The sequence below is a fragment of the Williamsia limnetica genome (assembly GCF_003217475.1).
In the GTDB taxonomy this organism is placed as follows: Bacteria; Actinomycetota; Actinomycetes; order Mycobacteriales; family Mycobacteriaceae; genus Williamsia; species Williamsia limnetica.
The window spans coordinates 198,583-217,704 of record NZ_QJSP01000006.1 but is presented as its reverse complement, the minus strand read 5'-3'; the positions used below and the strand labels follow the sequence as shown (position 1 = coordinate 217,704).

Below are 19,122 nucleotides of genomic sequence, written 5' to 3'. Positions count from 1 at the left end.
GGCGCCTAGACTGGAGGGCAATGGCTTCCGACCTGCGCCCCGTTCAGCGGCCGGTCACCGATTGGGACGATGACCGCCGCAAGAAGCGTCTGGCCGAAACCCGTCACGGCGCAGGTTCCAGATCTCGCCGCCTGCTCGTGCAGCTCGGATTCGCGGTGCTCGCGGTGGTGATCGTGTGCACCCAGTATTGGGTGTATGACGTCGCCCCCGAGCGGGCCCGGCTGGCCTCGACGCGACCACAGGTGCACCACATCTACGACGCCCAGGATCCGCTCGATCAGGACACCGCCGTCGTCGATCTCGTCGGTCTGGGCAATCTCGATGCGAGCGCCACCGCCACCGCACTGCCCGCGTTCACCGGGATAGGTCAGGTGTGGGCGGTGCAGTACGACAATTCCGGTCTCGACACCGCGGTCATCAGCAGGATCATCGCCGAACACGCCCGGCGAAAGAGAGTCGACCGGATCGTGCTGGCCGGTCACAGCATGGGCGGGATCATCGCACTCGAGGTCGCCGACCACATCGCCGAGGACACCGACCTCCAGTTGCAGGCCGTCGTCCTCGACTGCACCCCGATCAATCTGCATGCCGTCCGCGCGAAGAGCCGCGACGCCGGGGAGGACATGTTGCGCTGGATGGGTTGGCTTCCCGGAGCCCGCGAGAGTCGATCGCTGCGCTTGCTGGTGGAGACCGTCGCGCGCAAGGACCGCTACCTCTTTCCGTCGTCGGGCCGCAACCGTTTCGTCGACGTCGGCGAACTGGAGCGCGTCGTCGACGAGGTACTGAACAAGAAAATTCTGTCGACGAACACCGCCAGCAATGGTCTGATCGAGTCACAGTTCCGGGCGATCGTCGCCTCAGGCGCCCAGGACGACCTCGAGACCCTGACCAAGGGCGACGATGGGCCGGCGTTCGTCTTCCTCCGGCCGACAGTCGGCTCAGCCGATCCGGTGGTGGACGTCGACTACAGCCAGCAGGCGCTCTTCGAGCACACGGGCGGCCCCGGCGGCCGACTTCTGGTGGTCCGTATGGCCGGGACGGGTCACGCCAATCCGATGCAGCAGCCGGTGCGGTACAACCAGGCGATCGAGGACTCGATCGACCCCTTCCTCACCCAACTCGAACTGCGAGACGGTGATTCGGCGGTTGCCGACGCCGCCGCCGGACGTGACCGCGGAACGCCCTAGCGAGCCCGCGCCGCCTTGATCAGATCGGCGCACCGCTCGCCGACCATCATGACCGTGATGTTCGGGTTGACGGTGGTGTGCTCGGGAAACACCGAGGCGTCGGCGACGCGCAGCCCGTCGACGCCCTTGACCCGGAGTTCGGGGTCCAGCGGCGACTGGTCGTCATCGCTCGCACCCATCCGCACGCTACCCGCGACGTGATAGACGGTGTTGTGGGTGAGCCTGATGTACTCGGCGAGATCCTCGTCGGATTGCACGTCGCTGCCGGGGAAGAGTTCCACGCCTGCCCATTCGGCCATCGCCGGTTGCGCCACGATCTCCCGCGCTCGCCGGATCCCGGCGATCATGATGCGCATGTCGTAGCCCTCCGGGTCGGTGAAGTATTTCGGATCGACGAGCGGCTTGTCCCGAAAATCCCTGGACCGCAGTCGGATCGTCCCGCGGGATCGCGCGTGCGTGACGTTGGGGGTGAGCACGAAGACGTTCTCCGAGGTCGGATAGCCCTGCCGCACCGTGTGCATGTCGAAGGGCACCGACCCGTAGTGCATCATCAGGTCCGGGCGATCGCGCCCGGCGTCGATGGTGTCGAAGATCCCGATCTCCCACCACTGGGTGGAGGTCTCGGTCATGGGCTGCTTCGCTTCCCACGAGATGACACCCTCGGGGTGGTCCTGCAGATGCGACCCGACACCGGGCGAGTCGACGAGTACCTCGATCCCGATATCCTGCAGATGATCTGCGGGCCCGATCCCCGAGAGCATCAGCAACTTCGGGGAATCGACGGCGCCCGCCGAGAGCACCACCTCCGCAGTCGCGCGGACGGCGTGCGTGCGGCCGAACTGTCCGTCCACGACCTCGACGCCGACACAGCGTCGTTCATCGAAGATCAACTTCTTGGCCCGGAGTCCGGTGAGCAGCGTGAAGTTCGGGCGATCGGCGATCGGATGGATATAGGAAACCGAAGACGAGGACCGGGTCCCGTCGGCGCGCCTGTTGATCTGGAAGAAGTTGGCGCCCTGTACAACCGTGGTACCCGTGTTGAACTCGGTGGTGGGCAAGCCGGTCTGCGCGCAGGCCTCCAGCAGGGCCACACCGCAGGGGTCGGCGGGCGGGACGGTCATGAGGTGCACCGGGCCATCGTCGCCGTGGTGCGGATGAGCAGGACCGGCGTCGGAGTTGGTCTCCAGACGCTTGAGCAGCGGCCAGGCCGTTTCTCGGTTCCAGCCCGTCGCGCCGTGGACCGCTTCCCAGTCATCGATGTCCTCGGCGGGCGGCCAGAACGCGATACACGAGTTGTGCGACGAGCATCCGCCCATCACCTTGGCCCGCGCATGACGCAGGAACGAGTTGCCGTTCTCCTGCGGCTCGACGACGTAGTCCCAGTCGTAACCGGATTCGAGGAGCTCCATCCAGCGATCGAGTTGCAGGACCTCGGGGATGTCGCGGTCGTCCGGCCCGGCCTCGATCAGCGCCACGCTGATCGAGGGATCCTCCGAGAGCCTCGCCGCTACAGCGCACCCCGCGGAGCCGCCGCCGATCACCACGTAGTCGAACGTCTGCTCGGTGCTCATCGGTTGTTCTCCTGAGAGTTGTCGTCGAACCAGCCCGTGACCGCCGGCGCGATGTTCTGGTAGACGTGTTTGGCCTCGCGGTACTCGTCGAGGCCGGTGGGTCCGAGTTCGCGACCGACGCCGGAGTGCCCGAAGCCGCCCCACTCGGCCTGCGGCAGGTACGGGTGGTAGTCGTTGATCCAGATCGTGCCGTGCCGCAAACGATTCGCCACTCGTTGCGCTTTGCCTGCGTCCTGGCTCCAGACCGCCCCGGCGAGACCGTAGTCGGTGTCGTTCGCGATCGCGATGGCGTCGGCTTCGTCGGTGAACGTCTCGATGGTGACCACCGGGCCGAACGCTTCGTCGATCACCACCGACATCCCGCGGCGGACCTGATCGAGGATCGTCGGCTTGTAGTAGTAGCCGGCGTCGAGGTCGGAGTCCCCGGACATTCCGGTGCCGTTCGTGCCGCCGCACCGCAACCGGGCGCCTTCGGCGACGCCTTTCTGGATGTAGGCGTCCACCTTGTCGCGGTGGGCCGCCGAGATCAGCGGGCCGGTCTCGGCGTTGGCGTCGAACGGTCCGCCGAGGCGGATCTGTTCGGCTCTCGCGACCAGGGCATCGGTGAACTTCTCGGCGATGGAGTCCTGCACCACGATTCGTGCCCCTGCCGAGCACACCTGGCCGGAGTGCACGAAGGCTCCGTTGAGGGCGTTGTCGACCGCTGCGTCGAAGTCGGCGTCAGCGAAGATGACATTGGGGTTCTTGCCACCCAGTTCGAGAGCCACCTTCTTCACGGTCGCGGCTGCCGCCGCGGCGATCACCTTTCCGGTGACCAGTCCCCCGGTGAACGAGACCATGTCGACGTCGCGGTGTTCTGAAAGCGGCGCCCCGGCTTCGGGACCGGTACCGGTCACGAGATTCGCCACCCCGGCGGGCAGTCCGAGGTCGTCGAAGACCTCCATCATCAGGATCGCGGTGTGCGGTGTCAGTTCGGCGGGCTTGAGGATGAACGAACATCCGGCGGCCAGCGCGGGCGCCATCTTCCACGCGGCTTGCAGCAGTGGATAGTTCCACGGCGTGATCATGCCGCAGACACCCACCGGTTCGTGCTGGATGCGGCTGATGACGTCGTTACTGCCCGCATCCACCAGGCGCCCGGCGTCCTGGGCGGCGGCACGGCCGAAGTACTCGAAGCACGCCGTGATGTCGTCGATGTCGATCTCCGACTCCACCAGCCGCTTGCCCGTGTCGAGGGATTCTGCACGTGCGAACTCCGCTTTGCGTTCGCGCAGTGCACCGGCCACCCGCAGCAGGAAGGCGCCGCGGTCGGGTGCGGGCACCGAAGACCACCGGTCGTCGTCGAAGGCTCTGCGCGCCGCGGCGATGGCGCGTTCGGTGTCTGCGCGGGTGGCCTCGCTGACCGTTCCCACCAGGGTTCGATCGGCCGGGCATTCGATGTCGCGGGTGCCGCCGTCTGCCGCCGCCACCCAGGTGCCGTCGATGAACAGGGTCTGAGCAGTCATGCGTCCTCTTTCCGTGTTGTCACGTCATCGTCTTCGGTGGGGATGGGTTCGAAGTCTTGCGACCAGTCGAGCACAGGCTCGGCGTCGACCGCGGTCGAATCGGCACCTACGGAACGGTGCAAGAACTCCAGATGGCGTTCATAGTGGTCCAGCACGTTGCTGATGAGCTGGTCCTTGGTGAATCCGAAGACGTCGAATCCGTTGCTGCCGTCCGCCGAGAACACCTCGAGCCGGAAGAACTTCGCGGGGCTGCTCGGCAGCCGGCCGTACTGCGGGATCAGGTGCTCGGTGGGATAGACCTGGTAGTGGAACGGGCGCTCACCGTCGAAAACGACGTCGAGGTGGTACGCGTGGATGCCGCAGGAATCGACGACCTGGTCGCCGACGGATGCCTTCCGTCCGGCGGCGGTGAGTTCCTGGGCGACCTCGGCCAGAGCCGGCCCCACCACCGTGGTGGCGTAGCGTTCGGTCGCATCGACGTCCGGATACCGAACGGAGCGTTCGATGCGTTGCCGCCAGTGCAGCGCGGTACCACCGGATCCCCTGGTGGACAGCGCCTTCGGCAGCGACAACCGGGCCGACGCGGCCCAATTGCGCTCCACCTGAAGCGCTTTGAACAGACCGAGCATGACGAACACCAGGACCAGCGCGAACGGTATCCCCATGATGATGGTGGCGTTCTGCAGGGTGGTGATGCCACCGATCATGAGCATCGCCAGCGTGAGCAGGCCGGTCGCGGCGGCCCAGAAGATCCGCACCCAGGCGGGTCCGTCGGACTCGTTGTCGGTCATCCGCGATGAGAAATGGGACATGACCAGCGCACCGGAATCTGCGCTGGTGACGTAGAAAAGCAACCCGGTGAGGGTGGCGATGACGATCAGCAGTGGCGCGGCCGGGTACTCGTCGAGCAGTCCGTAGAAGGCCTCTTCCGGCGCGGACATCGCCGATTCCCCGAACTCGGCGTTGCCCCCTCGGACCACCTCGATGGCACTGTTCCCGAAGATCGAGATCCACACCAGGATGAACAGGAACGGCACCGTCAACGTGCCCATCACGAACTGCCGGATGGTGCGTCCGCGCGAGATCCTGGCCAGGAACAACCCCACGAACGGGGCCCAGGCGATCCACCAGGCCCAGAAGAACAGGGTCCACGCCGAGAGCCATTCGTCGGGTCGGTCGTAGGCGAAGGTGTTGAGGGTCATGCCGGGGAACCGGCTCGCGAAATCACCGACGTTCTGCACGATGCCGTCGAAGAGGTATGCGGTCGAGCCGGCGATCAGGATGAACAGCATCAGCCCGACGGCCGCGATCACGTTGAGTTCGGACAGTCGGCGAACACCCTTGTCGAGGCCGGAGACCGCCGACAGGGTCGCGATGACCACGGCGACCGCGATGAGCCCCGCCTGGGCGAGGTTGCCCTGTGCGATGCCGAACAGTTCATCGAGTCCGACGTTGAGCTGCGCCACCCCGATCCCCAGGCTTGTCGCCAGGCCGAAGATCGCCCCGAGCAGCGCTGCGATGTCGACGAAGTTGCCCAGGGCTCCCTCGACACGTTTGCCGAAGATCGGGTAGAGCGCAGACCGGATGCTGAGCGGAGAGTTGTGCCGGTAGGCGAAGTATCCCAACGCCATACCCATCAGTGCGTACAGCGCCCACCCGATGATGCCGTAGTGAAAAAGCGTCCACGCCAATGCCTGGCGAGCGGCCTCCGCGGTCTCACCGTCCCCGACCGGTGGCGCGAGGTACTGGGTCACCGGTTCCGCCACCGAGAAGAACATGAGGTCGATACCGATACCGGCCGCAAACAACATCGCTGTCCACGAGAACAGGTTGTACACCGGCTTCGAGTGGTCGGGCCCGAGTTTGACGCGGCCGACCGAAGACAACGCCGCCCACAACACGAACACCAAAACGACGGTGACGAGCAGGATGTAGAACCACCCGAGGTTGGTCGCCACCCAGGACACGGCCGTGCCGATGACCTCGTCGGCGCCTTCCTGGTCGATCAGCGCCCAGATGATGATTCCGAGGATGCCGACGCCCGATCCGATGAAGACGGGCCAATTGACGGCGACCTTCGGAGGCGGGGAGGCGACGGGGGTGGCGTGATCGCGGGCATCGGTCGTGCTGGCCATGGCATGTCCTCGGGGTTGAAGAAGTCGTGTGGCAACGCAACGCGGTAGAGATTAGCAGCGGACAGCACCCGCGAATCGGACATCAGACGCATGGGGCGGGTGGGTTGGGGTGGAGTCACCCGTCACATCCGGGTTTGAACACGTTCTACCGGTGGAACCACTGCACCGGGCATCAGAACCGCGAACTCACCGCGAGTTGACAGAATTTTTCTCGAGAGGGAGCGAACATGACGGAAAAGAACCAGGCTGACCAGGCCCGTAAGGGTTTGATCGATTCGGTCAAGGGCAAGGCGAAGGAAGTCGCCGGGGCCGTGACCGGAAACGATTCACTCACCGCCGAAGGGCAGCTCGAGCAGACGCAGGCCGCCGAGCGCAAGAAGGCGAACAGCGTCGAGGCCGTCGCAGACGCCGAGGCAGCGCAGGCGCGTGCCGAGGAAAACGAGGCGAAGCTGGAAAGTGCGCAGGAGCGCACTGCGGTCAGCGTCGAGGCCGGGAGCGAGAAGAACGCGGTGGACGCGCGCAACACCGCGCAGAAGCACGCTGCCGAGCAGGCCGCAGCAGCGGAGGCCACCCGCGAGAAGTCGCAGGCCGAACGCGACGCCGAGCGCGAGATCACCCTGGCCCAGGCGCAAGAGCGGGACGACGTTGCCGAAGCCGCACATGAGGTCATCGACGCCGCCGACGAGCATCGCAACAAGACGGCCGAGGCGACCAGCGCTCAGACAGAGGCCGATCGGATCAGGCGACAAAGTGATCGCCTGTCCGCCGAGGCCGACCTACCCTGACCATCCACCAGCACCAGGAGCCATTGATGAGTGTGACCGCACTACCGTTCGCAGTTCTACGTTTCCAGTACCGCATCGCCCGTATTCCGCTCCAGGTCATCGAGGACAAAGTGGTGGCCCGGTGGGATTCCGAGGCCCCCGCCCGGCTTTTCTACGAGCGGTCGCTGGGTGCCCTCGACGCCACCATTGGTGGTGTGCTCGGTGATTCGGCGTTGGCCGAGCGCGGTTCGGCCCTGGCCGACCGGAGCGATGCGCTTGCCCGGGCCGCCGAACTCGACGCCGAGGCGACGGCCAAGCGGAAAGCCGCGGACGCCGAGCTGAAGGCCAAGCGTGAGAAGGCGGTTGCGGAACAGCAGAACGCCCGGGAGACCGCTGAAGAAGAGGTCGCCGAGGCGCGTGACACGGCGGAGCAGCGCAAGAAGCAGGCCGCGCAAGATGCTGCCGAACGCACCGCCGCCGCCAAGAAGAACGCCGACGAGGTGGCTGCCCAGCGCAAGAAGTCGGTGGATGCCGCCAAACGCGACGAGCAGGCAAAGATCCGCGCCGCCGAGCATCAGGCGACCGCCGCGGCAGCGTCGAAGAAGAAGGACGCCGACGACAAGCGCAGTGATGCCGCCGCCACCCGCGCGCAGGCCGATCGGGTAGAGAAGCTCGCCGATGCGGAAAAGCAGAAGCGTCAGGCCGAGCGCGCCGACAAGTCCTGAACGACGATCACGACATGAGGGGCTGGGCCGATTCGGCCCAGCCCCTTTTTGTGTGGCATTGCTCTTCTGGCGCTACTGCGAGATGTCGGCGCCGGACTTCTTGGTCGACTTGACCATGGTCGCGGCCAGGACCAGCACCACCGACAGCACTCCGGCGACCAAGAATGCAAGGTGTGTGCCGTCGGAGTAGGCGGTGATCTCGTCGGTTCCATCGCTCGCCGACGAGGTGGTCCCACGGGTCATCAGAGTGATGAACAGAGCGGTGCCCGCGGCGCCCGCGACCTGCTGCACCGTGCTGACCGTCGCACTGCCATGCGAGTACAGCTCCGGCGGAAGCGAACCCAGGGCCGAGGTCATCAGCGGCGTGAGGGCGAAAGCGATACCCGCACTGAGGATGACGTGTGCGCCGATCACGTGGAACAGCGAGGACGTGGTGTTCAGGGTGGCCAGCAGCCATGTTCCCGCACTCATCGCGATGGTGCCCGGCAGTACCAGCGGCCGCGCGCCCCAGCGGTCGAACAGGGCACCGACTCCGGGTGCCAGCAGACCCATGACCAGACCGCCCGGCAGGAGGACCAGCCCGGTGGTGAGCACACTCTTGTCGAGCACGTTCTGTAGGTAGAGCGGCAGCAGGATCAGTGCGCCGAACAGGGTCAGCATGAGGCCACCCATCAGCCCGACCGCGAGCCGGAACGAGGCGACCTTGAAGGTCCGCAGGTCGAGCAGTGCGAATCCGCGACTGACGAGGCGCTGTTGCCGGATGACGAAGAGGACGAGCGCAACCGCACCGATGATCAGAGGGACCCACGGCGGGACGGGTGCGTGTCCGGCCGCCGACTCACCGATGCTGCTCAGCCCGTAGACCAATCCGCCGAAACCGAGCGCCGACAGCGGAACCGAGATGAAGTCGAGGTGGGCCTTGCGGGGCTCGGTGACGTTGCGGACGAACAGTCCGCCGAGTACGAGCACCGCCGCGGCGATCGGGAGCACGATCCAGAACATCGCACGCCAGTCGAACGACTCGAGGATCAGTCCCGACACCGTGGGACCGATCGCGGGTGCCACCGAGATCACGATGGACACCAGGCCCATCGTCCGACCACGCGAGTGCTCGGGGACCACGTTCAAGATGGTGGTCATCAGCAACGGGATCATCAGCGCCGTGCCGCCGGCCTGGATCACGCGGGCCACCATCAGCACCTCGAATCCGGGGGCGAGGGCTGCGACCAGGGTGCCGACGGTGAACGCGCTCATCGCCGCGATGTACACGGTGCGCATGTGGAACCGCTGCAGGATGAAGCCCGTGGTCGGGATGATGATGGCCATGGTCAGCAGGAATCCGCTGGTCAGCCACTGCGCTGTTGACGCGGTGATGTCGAGGTCCACCATCAGGGTGGGCAGCGCGACACTGAGGATCGTCTCGTTGAGGATCACGACGAACGTCGCGATCAGCAGCAAGCCGATCAGCAAGACGGGATTGGCGGCCTTCTGACCGGCGGGGCCATCCGCCTTGGTCTCGACCATTGCATCCTCGGTCACGATCACATCCCCCTGTTTGCTGTTAAGAACTTCAGCAGCATATACCAAGTGGCAGTGACTGCCACATTGTCACCAGCTGACCAAATTGTGGTTCCAGCGGATACTCTCGTGGCATGCCAGCCACGTCAGCACCCGACGCCCCCACCGACCTGCGGGCCCGGCGACGCACCAGGACGCTGCACGAGATCCAGCAGGCAGCGATCACCCTGTTCGAGCGACAGGGATTCGAGGTGACGACAGTGGATGAGATCGCCAGAGATGCGGGAGTGTCCGCGCGGACGTTCTTCCGATACTTCACCACAAAGGAAGAGTCGGTGCTCGCCGACATGCACGGCTTCGACGAGGCTCTGCGGGACTGCGTCGTCACCACCGATCCCACCAACTTCTCGCTGGCCGATGTCGAGGCCGCGTTCACCACGGTCATCGAGGGCTTTCGCGACGAGCAGAGCGAAGTCGCGCGCACCATCGCCCGCATCCAGAAGCTCGTCTGCGCAAATCCGAGTTTGAGCACTGCTGTGGTCGGCCGGTGTTCGGACAACTCGCAGCGCCTATCGGCACTCGTCGAGAGCGAGTACGGCATCGAGGTCCGCTCGCACGTCCGGCTGATCCTCGAGGTCGCCCAACTCGCGCTGAGGTTCGCGTTCGACGAGTGGGTCAGCCGCGCGACCACGGAATCGTCTGGAGCTGATCTGCTTTCGATCTACCAAGACGTCTGCGGTCGCGTCCGTAACCTCTGATCTCGTTACCGGTGGCGCCGGCAAGTACAGCTAGCCTGCGCGCGAGAACACCGCGACCACGAAGTCGGAGCTGTTCGTGAACGGCCGCAGATCCCAGGTGGAGAACCGATGGTCCACCGACAGTCCACTGTTGGTGGCATCGTCGAAGAACTCGCCGAAGTCGTAACCGCGTCCGGATCCGAACCCGACGACCACGCGTCCGGTCGGGGCCAGATGACGGGCGAATCCCGCCAGCACAGCCCGCCTGGTGGACGGTGCGACGAAAGCCATCACGTTCCCGGCACACACGATGACCTCGAACCCGGCGGCGATTCCCCGGGCCGGCAGATCGAGTTCGGCGAGATCACCCACTTGCCAGGTGGGGCCGGGATAGTCCTGCTCAGCGGCGGCGATCAAAACCGGATCGACGTCGACGCCGACCACCACGTGGCCGGCCTCATGCAGATGACCGCCGAGTCGGCCGGGTCCGCAGCCGGCGTCGAGGACGCGTCCACCTCGACTGAGCATCGCGTCGACCAATCGCGCCTCACCGACGATGTCCTGGCCTTTGGCTGCCATGTCCCGGAAGCGCTCGACGTACCGGGTCGAGTGTTCCGGATCAGCGGCGGTGATCTCTTCCCATTGGCTGGGGGTGCGCGCGCTCATCAGGTGCTCCTCGGATCGGGACGGGACGGACTCTTCCACCGTATGCGGCGGCCGCGCGACTCCCGACCCGAGGTCGCCTCATCGCGCGACGTCGAAGACCTGCTTCTGGATACCGTTGCCGTACGCCTCGTACTCGACGAGGTTCAGCTTGGTGGCGTCCTTGTCGGCGTCGCTGAACACCCGCTTGCCTGCACCGAGCAGCAGCGGGAAGACGAGAAGGTGATATCGGTCGACCAGACCGGCGTCGGCGAGACTGCGGCCCAGCGTCGCGCTGCCGTGCACCGCGATCGGGCCGCCTTCGGTCTCCTTCAGCGCCGCCACGTCGTCGACTGAGCGGAGAATGGTTGCGGGCCAACGCTCGTCGTCGGACTGCAATGTCGTGGAGACGACATACCTCGGCATTGCGTTGTATCCGGCGAAGTCGTCCATCGTGGGCCAGATCGGAGCGAACGCCTCGTACGAGGTTCGACCGAGCAGTAGCGCAGTGGTCTCCTCTTGTTCGCGGCCTTTGATCTCGTAAGCGGCGGGATCGAACTCGACGTCTTTGAACGTCCACCCCGAATTGCGGTATCCGGGTTCCCCGCCGGGGGCTTCCATGACGCCGTCGAGAGAAACGAAGGCGGTGACGATCAGGGTGCGCATAACTGGTCCTCCATGTCTTGGTTGCCGCATCAACCGTAGTGCGGTCGCGGCCTGTCACCTATACGTCGAATGACTTCTCCCGAAATAGACAATCGATCGACAGTTCCGTTGTTAACGTTGCCGCATCTTCGCACCCAGGGGGAGGGCAAACATGCGCAGATTTCTTCGACTTGTAGTGCTGTCGGCGGTGGCCACGGTCGGTCTTGCGGCGTTGCTGCCGGCCACGGCCTCAGGCGCGCCGCTACCGGTCAGTTACGACTTCAACACCGGGATCATCGCCGAGTTGACCGATCCGAACGGGTCGTTGCCGGGCACCAATGACTGGTCATGCCGACCGAACGCAAACCATCCGCATCCGGTGGTGCTGGTACACGGGGGCTTCGCGAGCCAGCAGGTGAACTGGGGCGTCTATGGTCCCCTGCTCAAGAACGAGGGCTACTGCGTCTACACGCTGACGTACGGCGCGATACCCGGGGCGGCGTGGCCATTGTCCGCGATCGGCGCGCTCGCACCGCTGGAATCCGGTGCGGCTGAGCTGTCATCGTTTGTCGACCGGGTCCGATCGTCGACCGGCGCGAACAAGGTCGACATCGTGTCGCACTCTCAGGGCAGCCTGACGTCGGGTTACTACATCAAGTTCCTCGGCGGCGACGCCACCGTGGCGAACCTGGTGTCGCTCGGCGCTCTGTGGCAGGGCACCGGTTCCGGAGAGAACACCTTGGGTGCATTGCAGGAGCAGTTCGGACTGCCGAACGTCCCGTCCATCCCGTTCTGCCCGGCGTGCACTCAAGCGGTCAGTGGTGAGCCGTTCATCGAGAAGCTCAATTCGGGCGGTAGTCCCTACGTGCCCGGCGTGCGGTACACCAACATCTCGACCGAGTACGACGAGCTGGTGATCCCGTATTCATCCGGGCAGGTACCGGGGCCTACTGGGACCGATGTCACCAATATCGTTGTACAGCAGGGATGCTCGATGGACCACACCGCCCATCGCGGTCTTGCCGCGACCCGCCGCGTGGCCGCTTTCGTGTTGACGGCCCTCGATCCGAGCAGTCCCCGATCGGCGCCGTGCGCCGTGGTGGAACCGAACTCTGGTGTGGGCTGAGTCAGCTCCCGGCCAGAGACTGCAGCTGAGGTTTTTCGGTTGTAGGCCGGTAACGGTGCAGTTGCACACCGTCCCGCCCGCGAAACTTGGTCCCGCTCGCTCCGTGACGCGAGCGGGACCAAGATCTGTGAGCGAAAGTGTCTTTCTTGCTGTCAACGGTTCACGGCGCGATCAAGCTCAGCGGTCGAGCTTCCGGGATGTCGAGCCCGAATTTCTCGCGCGTGACGACCTCAGGCTCTGGACCGCCGCGGATACCGGTGTCGAGTGCGTCGATCGACGCGAGCTGGTCGGCTGACAGCTCGAAGTCGAAGACGTCGAAGTTCTCGACGATCCGCGATGGGGTCACTGATTTGGGGATCACCTGCCGGCCCTGCTGTAGATGCCAGCGCAGCATCACCTGCGCCGGGCTCTTATTGTGCGCGGCGGCGATGTCCTTGATCACCGGATCCTCCAGGGTCGAGCCGTGTTTGCCGTCCCGGTAGAACGTGATGCCACCGATCGGCGCCCAGGCCTGCGACAAGATTCCGTGCTTGTCGTTGAATGCGAGAAGCTCGGATTGGCGGAAGTACGGGTGGACCTCGATCTGGTTGATCGCCGGCACCACAGATGTCGCGTCGAACAGTCGAGTCAGATGATCGGGCATGAAGTTGCTGACGCCGATAGCCCGGACCTTGCCGTCCGCGAGCAGCTTCTCCAGCGCCTTGTACGCGTCGATGGTGAGGTCGAACTCGCCGGGCAGCGCCTGGTGCAAAATCAGCAGGTCGAGCTGCTCGACACCTAGCTTGCCGGCGGCCTTGTCGAAGGCGTGGAGCGTCGAGTCGTAGCCGAAGTCGGTGATCCAGACCTTCGTCTCGATGAAGATGTCGGAGCGGTCGAGTCCGGAGCCCTTGATCGCGTCGCCGACACCCCGCTCGTTCAGGTAGGCCGCGGCCGTGTCGATATGCCGGTAGCCCGCCTCGAGGGCAGTCTCGACCGCGACGGCGGTCTCATCGGGTGGCGTTTGATAGACGCCGAAGCCCAAGCTCGGGATCTCGACGCCGTTGTTCAATGTCAGATTCGGGATACTCATGACTTCCACGCTAGGCGCCATGGACCGCGCGACGTCTCCGGCAAGCTCCGAGCCCTGCAATCTCACGTCCCCGACTCACCCAGAACGGATGAAGCTCAGCACCAGATCGAGGAGAATGCTTCAGGGCGGACCACGACAAAGGAGTGCCGGTGACCGATCTCGACGCACGGCCAGACCAACAGGTGATCGACGCACCCGTCCCCGAGCATCCGAGCCCCGGGCGAGAGTCTCGGAAGCTGGTTCCGCGCCGCGAGCTCGGGCGGTGGAACCCTGCCAAGCGCGGACACGACTCCCTGCAGACCATCCTGGCGCAAAGCGACATCCGGGCTCCAGACCTGCTCCCGATCCGCCACGGCAGGATGAGTCACTCCCCGTGGACGTATTACCGCGGTGCGGCAGCCGTGATGGCCGCCGATCTCGCGTCCACACCCCACACCGGCATCATGGTCCAGATGTGCGGTGATGCCCATGTCTTGAACTACGGGCTGTGGACTTCTCCCGAACGCCACCTGATCTTCGACCTGCGAGACTTCGACGAGACGCTGCCCGGTCCCTTCGAGTGGGACCTGAAACGGTTTCTCGCCAGTCTGATCGTGCTCGCACGCGACAACGGCATCTCCGAATCAGCAGGGCAGGAGGCTGTTCGAGCCGGCTACCGCAATTACCGCAAGCACATGCAGGCATATTCCGAGATGCCGCAGATCGACGTCTGGTACGACAAGATCGATATCGAACAGCTGGTTCAGTACGCCAAGAAGGAAAACGAAGAGAAGCTGGACGCTCTCATCGAGAGTCGGGCCAAGAAGCGGACCAGCCGCGGGGTGTCGAAGAAGCTGCTCACCACCGTCGAAGGCCGCAGGCAGATCACTGAGGATCCGCCGTACCGGACTCATCGACTCGGAGATGCCGCGGAGGAAATTCTGCGGGTGGTCCTCGCGAAGTATCACGAGTCGGTCCCCGACCATCTCGAGAATCTCCTCACCCGGTACGACGCGGTGGACGCGGTGCGACAGGTCGTCGGCGTGGGCAGCGTCGGGATGCGGGTCTTCTTGACGCTCCTCGAAGAACGTCGCAGCGGCGACCCGTTGTTCTTGCAGGTCAAGCAGGCCGGGCCGTCGGTGTACGAGCAGTTCCTCGGCAAGAGCAAGTATGACAACCACGGCGCCCGGGTGGTGCAGGGGCAGCATCTGATCCAGAGTGCGACCGACATGTTCGTCGGCTGGACGTCGTTCCAGTGGGCGGAGTTGGACCTCGATCTCGACTTCTATGTTCGGCAGTTCCGGGACGGCAAGGTGATTCCCAAGGGCGAGGGCGTCGCTCCGGTGTTGCCACGCTTCGCTGCCGCGTGCGGCCATGTGCTGGCACGCGCGCACGCACGCAGCGGAGATTCAGCAGCGATCGCGGACTATCTCGGCAACAGCGACAAGGTGGAGGACGCGCTGGTCGACTTCTCGAGCGCGTACGCCGACCAGAATGCCGCGGATCACGCCCAGCTGGCGAAAGCTGTTGCAGAAGGGGTCATCCCATCTGAACGCGGGTGGCCTGACATTCCCTGATCCGACGATCTACAGCATCGCCCAGTAGCGCGCCGATTCCACGGCTTCGCGCCGGTTGGAGACACCCAGCTTCCGGTAGATCGATCGCTGATGGGTTTTGACGGTGTTCACCGATACGAAGAGGTCGGCGGCGATTTCTGACGACTTCAGCATCGTCGGCAGATATTTGAGCACCGCCATCTCCCGGTCGGTGAGTGCCTGCACCACTGCGGTGTGCGGTGCCGACTCCGTGTCTGTGGCGCCCATGGTCTGCACGAGTTCGGCGACGAATGGGCTCCGGTCGTCATTCAGATGCCGGAATCGGTTCAACTGCACCGCGATCTGGCCGTCCTCGAAGTAGAACGGCCGCCTCAGTCCGATCGGCTCCGCCAATTCCACCGCGTTCTGCATGCGCTCTGCGGCCAGCGAGTCCTGCCGAAGCCGTCCACGTGCGACCGCTTCGAGGACAGCCGCCTCGGCCGCGAGCGCTCGGTAGCCGGTGAAGCGACCCGGTGGCCGCAGCGTGTCGAGCGCAGCTGCCGGGTCGGACAAGGCCAGGTGCGCCTTCGCCCGGACGATGCGCTGCAGCCCGGCCGCGAACCCGGCGTCGCCCTGCGTTTCGGTGGCCATGCTCAATGCCCCGCGGGGATCTCCTTGAGCCAGCAATACATCGGCGCGGGCCGTGCGAATCCAGCCGGCGAGCAGCACGGGCAGCGGTTGCGCCATGTGAGTGAGTACGTCGAGGCGGCTGAGCATTGCGTGTGCCGCGGCGCCGTCACCCCTGGCGTTGGCGACACCCACTGCCGCGATTGACAACAGCAGTCGACAGCCGACGTCGGACCCCTGGGTACTCGCCATGAGTCCCGCATCGATGCACTCCTGAGCGTCGTCGAGGTCATGGCGGTCGAGGCACACCAGCGCCTTGGCGGCGTACGCCGCCAGCAGCTGCGGTTCCCGTGACCATCCCTTCGTCTCCGCGAGGTCGAGCGCGCCGCAGGCGTCGGCCGCCGCCTGCGCCAGGTTTCCGTACAGGGCGTCGATCAGCGTGAGATACGACGTCGCCGACAACTCGAGCAGACTCATCCCGGCGTGAGCTCCCTGTGCTCGAACCGCCGTCAGTTCGATCTGCGCCTCGACGATCCTGTCCTCCAGAACCAGCCCCGCTGCCCGGTTGTTGAGCGCAATGAGCGTGTAGGCGGCCGCTGCCGGAACCGTCTGCTGAGAAACACTTTCGACCAGGTTCAGCAGTGCGGTCGACGCCTCGACCAGGTTGCCGGGTGCACCGGCACGGGCGTGCACCATCCGCGCGAGCGCAATGATCACTCGGTAGACCAGCGGTACTTCCGGTTCGTCGGGCAGCAGCTTGTCCGCATCGTCTGCGCGCCTGCGCAGCGCTTCGAAGTCGTGGCGCTGATAATCACACACCACGGCCACGACGAGCGTATCGATGGTCGCCTGTCGGGCGTTCTCTTCGTACACCGTCGACAGCGCTGAAACCAGCGCCGTTGCCTGCGACGTGAGGATCTGGGGCAGCGCCACCTCTCCGAGAAGCTTTGCCACCGTTGCCCAACGGTGTGCACAGGAATAGTGACGAAGGGCGACGATGGGTTCGTTGACGCGCGCGTACCAGTCCGCAGCGAGCCGGTGCAGCTCCGGCACGCTGTCCGGGTCCTCGGCAGCGAGCCTGTCCTGCAACAGTTCACGGAGCAGAGGGTGGTACCGGTACCACCCTGGACGGTCGGACAACTTGAGAGTCAGGGCATTGCGCTCCACCAGATCTTCGAGGAGCGCCCCGCTGTCGGTGCGCCCCGACAATGCGCGTGCCAGATCCGCAGTCATCTGGTCGACCACGGAGGTGGCGAGAAGGAACAACCGGTCCCGAGGAGACAACCGATCAAGGATCTCTTCCAGGAGATACTCCGCAACCCTGCGGTTGTTGCCGGTGAAGTGATCGACGGTCGGCACCTCGGAGTCGGCCACGCTCATCAGAGCCAGCCGCAGGCCGGCGGGCCAGCCCTGAGTTCGCCTCCACAACCGGGTCAGTTCCTCCGCGGCGAGCGGGAACCCGCCGAGAGCGCACACATCGCGGGCCTCGGCTGTGGTGTAGACGAGTTGGTGAGTTCCGATCTCGGTGACGTCGCCGGCAAGCCGCAACCGCGACAGGTGCAATGCGGGTTCGGTGCGTCCGATGAGTACGAGCCGTAACTGTGGGATGTGGCTGCCGACGAGACGCTCGATGGTGCCCAGGGCGACGCCATCGGTGATGTTGTGAAAGTCGTCGACGACCAGTACGACGGGTCCGGGCAAGGAGGCCAGGGCATCGATGATGCGGTCCAGTTCCGGATCGCCGAACTTGGGCCCGGGCAGGATCTCCATGAGTGGGTTGGTCGCTGGGAGTACGTCCGCGGTGCGCAGCGCACCGAGCAGGTCTGTCCACAACCCCCGGACGTCGTAGGAATGGTCGGCAGTCAGCCAGGCGACCGGTCCGGGGAGGGTGCCGCGTTTGATCCATGCCGACACAGCCAGCGTTTTTCCGTATCCGGGTCCGGCACTGACCACCGTGAGCGGTTTGTGAACCCCCCTGTCCAACATGGAACACAATCGAGGCCGCTGCACGAACCCTGGGGGAATGGACGCTCGTGAGGTGCGCAGCCGAAACGCCGCGCTGGATTGGTCGGCCATTTCTTGACCCCCCCTTGCTGGTCAGCTCCCGACGACCGTCCGACGCGGGAGGGGAACACCGTTTGATCATAGGTTCAGTTACGCGTCAGCACACCTCATTCGGATCGGGTGACGACAAGATGGGGCTTCACTTACACGATGGTTTGCAGGTGAGGCTCGAGGAGCGTCGCTTCCGGTACGTACATCCGCGGCGGACAACTTTGTGGAGATCACATGGCGAACCAGAGCACCGAACTGGGACCCGTCGACTATGTTGTCGTCGAATTCCCCTCCGGCGTCGACAGTTTCACGCCGTCCATGACCGATACCCTCATAAGTCTCGTAGACCGCGAGATCATCCGGGTACTCGACCTGCTGGTGATGGTGAAGACAGCCGACGGAGACATCGAAGTATCTGAGTTCGAAGAATTCGGCAAAGGGACACTTTCCTCTCTGAACGGCGCATTGGCCGAGATCCTGGCGGCCGAAGACATCCGCAACCTGGCTCGGGCGATCAAACCCGGCTTCGCCGCGGGAGTGATCGTGTGGGAGAACACCGGTATCGCCCCCATCTCGGCAACTGCAACCGACATCGGAGCGTCGATCGTCGCCCAGGGCCGGATCCCCACCCGCGCGCTCATCGCGACCATCGCGGCCGACCAGCAGTCCGGAACCTGACATGCCCATGCGCGCAGGAAGGATCAACCGTCGCGCCGTGATCGGCCATCCCGTCATCCGGCGCAGAGTCCAGGACGACGACGCCTCGGTGATCGCCAAGGCAATAGAGCGCCGCCAGAGCCCGCGAACCGCGACGCCCGATTCCGCATCGCCCGGTGCCCCGAAAGCCGCACCCCCTGGTGCCCCGAAAGCTCCGCCCACCGACACCGATTCGGGCGGCGGGCGGTGAAGGGCTCGACTGCAGCCCCTCACCTTCACCCCCTACGACATCAGGAGCAACCGTGCCGAAGCTGGAGATCAAAAGAACCTCAGAACTCACCCGCAAGCAGGTGTCCGAGAGGCTGATCGCCCTCGGCAAAGCGCTCGCGAGCGGGTCCGAAGTAGAGCTGGGCTCCGGTGGCGATTCGATCACCGTGGAGGTGGCGGACCGCGTCGAGTTCGAACTCGAGATCGAGGTCGACGGCGATGAAACGGAGATCGAGATCGAGATCAGCTGGCGCGATGGTGCTTCGGCAACCGCACACAGCGGTGGGGCCGAGGAACCGGCGGCAGAGCCGACCGCAGCCCCGAAGAAGGCGGCGACTCGGCGACCCCGAAAGGCCGCCTCCAAGTAACTCGCTGCTG

17 protein-coding genes are annotated in these 19,122 nt (G+C 65.1%); 9 read left to right on the top strand and 8 right to left on the bottom strand.

Features of this window, described 5'->3' with window-relative positions:
• The first annotated feature begins 20 nt into the window (after nt 1-20).
• A complete protein-coding gene (locus tag DFR67_RS12000) occupies nt 21-1,187 on the top strand; it encodes an alpha/beta fold hydrolase (RefSeq protein ID WP_110469754.1) in 1,167 nt (388 codons plus the stop codon).
• Here the strand turns inward: DFR67_RS12000 and DFR67_RS11995 are convergent.
• From DFR67_RS11995 to betT, 3 genes are read right to left on the bottom strand one after another with little or no spacing between them, the layout of a single operon-like run.
• Nucleotides 1,184-2,758, bottom strand: coding sequence for a GMC family oxidoreductase (locus tag DFR67_RS11995; protein ID WP_110469753.1), 1,575 nt, complete (start codon nt 2,756-2,758; stop codon nt 1,184-1,186). The two genes, DFR67_RS12000 and DFR67_RS11995, sit on opposite strands and share 4 nt — an antisense overlap.
• Nucleotides 2,755-4,263 (bottom strand): aldehyde dehydrogenase family protein, encoded by a 1,509-nt coding sequence (locus DFR67_RS11990; RefSeq protein WP_110469752.1) that lies wholly within the window; start codon nt 4,261-4,263, stop codon nt 2,755-2,757. Before DFR67_RS11990 ends, DFR67_RS11995 begins: the two co-directional genes overlap by 4 nt.
• A complete protein-coding gene (gene betT / locus DFR67_RS11985; RefSeq protein WP_110469751.1) occupies nt 4,260-6,398 on the bottom strand; it encodes a choline BCCT transporter BetT in 2,139 nt (712 codons plus the stop codon). The genes DFR67_RS11990 and betT overlap by 4 nt, the downstream gene beginning before the upstream one ends.
• A 227-nt stretch (nt 6,399-6,625) precedes the next feature.
• Here betT and DFR67_RS11980 point away from each other — a divergent pair, with 227 nt between their 5' ends.
• Together DFR67_RS11980 and DFR67_RS11975 are read left to right on the top strand one after the other, a co-directional pair.
• Complete coding sequence (locus DFR67_RS11980; protein ID WP_110469750.1) at nt 6,626-7,183, top strand: CsbD family protein; 558 nt, start codon at nt 6,626-6,628, stop codon at nt 7,181-7,183.
• A gap of 26 nt (nt 7,184-7,209) precedes the next feature.
• Nucleotides 7,210-7,887 (top strand): IF2 family translation initiation factor, encoded by a 678-nt coding sequence (locus tag DFR67_RS11975; protein ID WP_110469749.1) that lies wholly within the window; start codon nt 7,210-7,212, stop codon nt 7,885-7,887.
• 72 nt (nt 7,888-7,959) lie between these two features.
• On the opposite strand, the gene DFR67_RS11970 is transcribed toward DFR67_RS11975, so the two are convergent.
• Nucleotides 7,960-9,411: an MDR family MFS transporter gene (locus DFR67_RS11970; protein ID WP_110469875.1), complete on the bottom strand. Its 1,452-nt coding sequence runs from the start codon at nt 9,409-9,411 to the stop codon at nt 7,960-7,962.
• A 128-nt stretch (nt 9,412-9,539) separates the two neighbouring features.
• On the opposite strand from DFR67_RS11970, the gene DFR67_RS11965 reads away from it, so the two are divergent.
• Complete coding sequence (locus DFR67_RS11965) at nt 9,540-10,163, top strand: TetR family transcriptional regulator (protein WP_110469748.1); 624 nt, start codon at nt 9,540-9,542, stop codon at nt 10,161-10,163.
• Nucleotides 10,164-10,193: 30 nt separating this feature from the next.
• Here DFR67_RS11965 and DFR67_RS11960 read toward each other — a convergent pair whose 3' ends face one another.
• Nucleotides 10,194-10,808 (bottom strand): class I SAM-dependent methyltransferase, encoded by a 615-nt coding sequence (locus tag DFR67_RS11960; RefSeq protein ID WP_110469874.1) that lies wholly within the window; start codon nt 10,806-10,808, stop codon nt 10,194-10,196.
• A 78-nt stretch (nt 10,809-10,886) separates the two neighbouring features.
• Nucleotides 10,887-11,450: a dihydrofolate reductase family protein gene (locus DFR67_RS11955; protein ID WP_110469747.1), complete on the bottom strand. Its 564-nt coding sequence runs from the start codon at nt 11,448-11,450 to the stop codon at nt 10,887-10,889.
• A gap of 151 nt (nt 11,451-11,601) precedes the next feature.
• Here DFR67_RS11955 and DFR67_RS11950 point away from each other — a divergent pair, with 151 nt between their 5' ends.
• Nucleotides 11,602-12,555, top strand: a complete 954-nt coding sequence (locus DFR67_RS11950; protein ID WP_110469746.1) for an esterase/lipase family protein — start codon at nt 11,602-11,604, stop codon at nt 12,553-12,555.
• 160 nt (nt 12,556-12,715) lie between these two features.
• On the opposite strand, the gene DFR67_RS11945 is transcribed toward DFR67_RS11950, so the two are convergent.
• Entirely contained in the window at nt 12,716-13,624 is a 909-nt protein-coding gene (locus DFR67_RS11945) for an aldo/keto reductase (protein WP_110469745.1), read from the bottom strand.
• A 149-nt stretch (nt 13,625-13,773) separates the two neighbouring features.
• Here DFR67_RS11945 and DFR67_RS11940 point away from each other — a divergent pair, with 149 nt between their 5' ends.
• A complete protein-coding gene (locus DFR67_RS11940) occupies nt 13,774-15,180 on the top strand; it encodes a DUF2252 domain-containing protein (protein WP_425451269.1) in 1,407 nt (468 codons plus the stop codon).
• Nucleotides 15,181-15,189: 9 nt separating this feature from the next.
• Here DFR67_RS11940 and DFR67_RS11935 read toward each other — a convergent pair whose 3' ends face one another.
• Complete coding sequence (locus DFR67_RS11935; protein WP_158539953.1) at nt 15,190-17,751, bottom strand: winged helix-turn-helix domain-containing protein; 2,562 nt, start codon at nt 17,749-17,751, stop codon at nt 15,190-15,192.
• A 303-nt stretch (nt 17,752-18,054) separates the two neighbouring features.
• Between DFR67_RS11935 and DFR67_RS11930 the strand changes: the two genes are divergently transcribed.
• From DFR67_RS11930 to DFR67_RS11920, 3 genes are read left to right on the top strand one after another with little or no spacing between them, the layout of a single operon-like run.
• A complete protein-coding gene (locus tag DFR67_RS11930; protein ID WP_110469742.1) occupies nt 18,055-18,498 on the top strand; it encodes a DUF6325 family protein in 444 nt (147 codons plus the stop codon).
• 1 nt (nt 18,499) lies between these two features.
• Nucleotides 18,500-18,727 (top strand): hypothetical protein, encoded by a 228-nt coding sequence (locus tag DFR67_RS11925; RefSeq protein ID WP_110469741.1) that lies wholly within the window; start codon nt 18,500-18,502, stop codon nt 18,725-18,727.
• 52 nt (nt 18,728-18,779) lie between these two features.
• The gene (locus DFR67_RS11920) at nt 18,780-19,112 is read left to right on the top strand and encodes an amphi-Trp domain-containing protein (RefSeq protein ID WP_110469740.1); all 333 of its coding nucleotides are present in this window, start codon (nt 18,780-18,782) and stop codon (nt 19,110-19,112) included.
• Nucleotides 19,113-19,122 lie beyond the last annotated feature (10 nt).

Coding starts and splice junctions, on each gene's coding strand:
- DFR67_RS11955 (WP_110469747.1), bottom strand. CDS start 11,450: ATGCGCACCCTGATCGTCACCGCCTTCGTTTCTCTCGACGGCGTCATG.
- DFR67_RS11950 (WP_110469746.1), top strand. CDS start 11,602: ATGCGCAGATTTCTTCGACTTGTAGTGCTGTCGGCGGTGGCCACGGTC.
- DFR67_RS11945 (WP_110469745.1), bottom strand. CDS start 13,624: ATGAGTATCCCGAATCTGACATTGAACAACGGCGTCGAGATCCCGAGC.
- DFR67_RS11960 (WP_110469874.1), bottom strand. CDS start 10,808: ATGAGCGCGCGCACCCCCAGCCAATGGGAAGAGATCACCGCCGCTGAT.
- DFR67_RS11975 (WP_110469749.1), top strand. CDS start 7,210: ATGAGTGTGACCGCACTACCGTTCGCAGTTCTACGTTTCCAGTACCGC.
- DFR67_RS12000 (WP_110469754.1), top strand. CDS start 21: ATGGCTTCCGACCTGCGCCCCGTTCAGCGGCCGGTCACCGATTGGGAC.
- DFR67_RS11930 (WP_110469742.1), top strand. CDS start 18,055: ATGGCGAACCAGAGCACCGAACTGGGACCCGTCGACTATGTTGTCGTC.
- DFR67_RS11980 (WP_110469750.1), top strand. CDS start 6,626: ATGACGGAAAAGAACCAGGCTGACCAGGCCCGTAAGGGTTTGATCGAT.
- DFR67_RS11935 (WP_158539953.1), bottom strand. CDS start 17,751: ATGTTGGACAGGGGGGTTCACAAACCGCTCACGGTGGTCAGTGCCGGA.
- DFR67_RS11970 (WP_110469875.1), bottom strand. CDS start 9,411: ATGGTCGAGACCAAGGCGGATGGCCCCGCCGGTCAGAAGGCCGCCAAT.
- DFR67_RS11990 (WP_110469752.1), bottom strand. CDS start 4,263: ATGACTGCTCAGACCCTGTTCATCGACGGCACCTGGGTGGCGGCGGCA.
- betT (WP_110469751.1), bottom strand. CDS start 6,398: ATGGCCAGCACGACCGATGCCCGCGATCACGCCACCCCCGTCGCCTCC.
- DFR67_RS11995 (WP_110469753.1), bottom strand. CDS start 2,758: ATGAGCACCGAGCAGACGTTCGACTACGTGGTGATCGGCGGCGGCTCC.
- DFR67_RS11965 (WP_110469748.1), top strand. CDS start 9,540: ATGCCAGCCACGTCAGCACCCGACGCCCCCACCGACCTGCGGGCCCGG.
- DFR67_RS11925 (WP_110469741.1), top strand. CDS start 18,500: ATGCCCATGCGCGCAGGAAGGATCAACCGTCGCGCCGTGATCGGCCAT.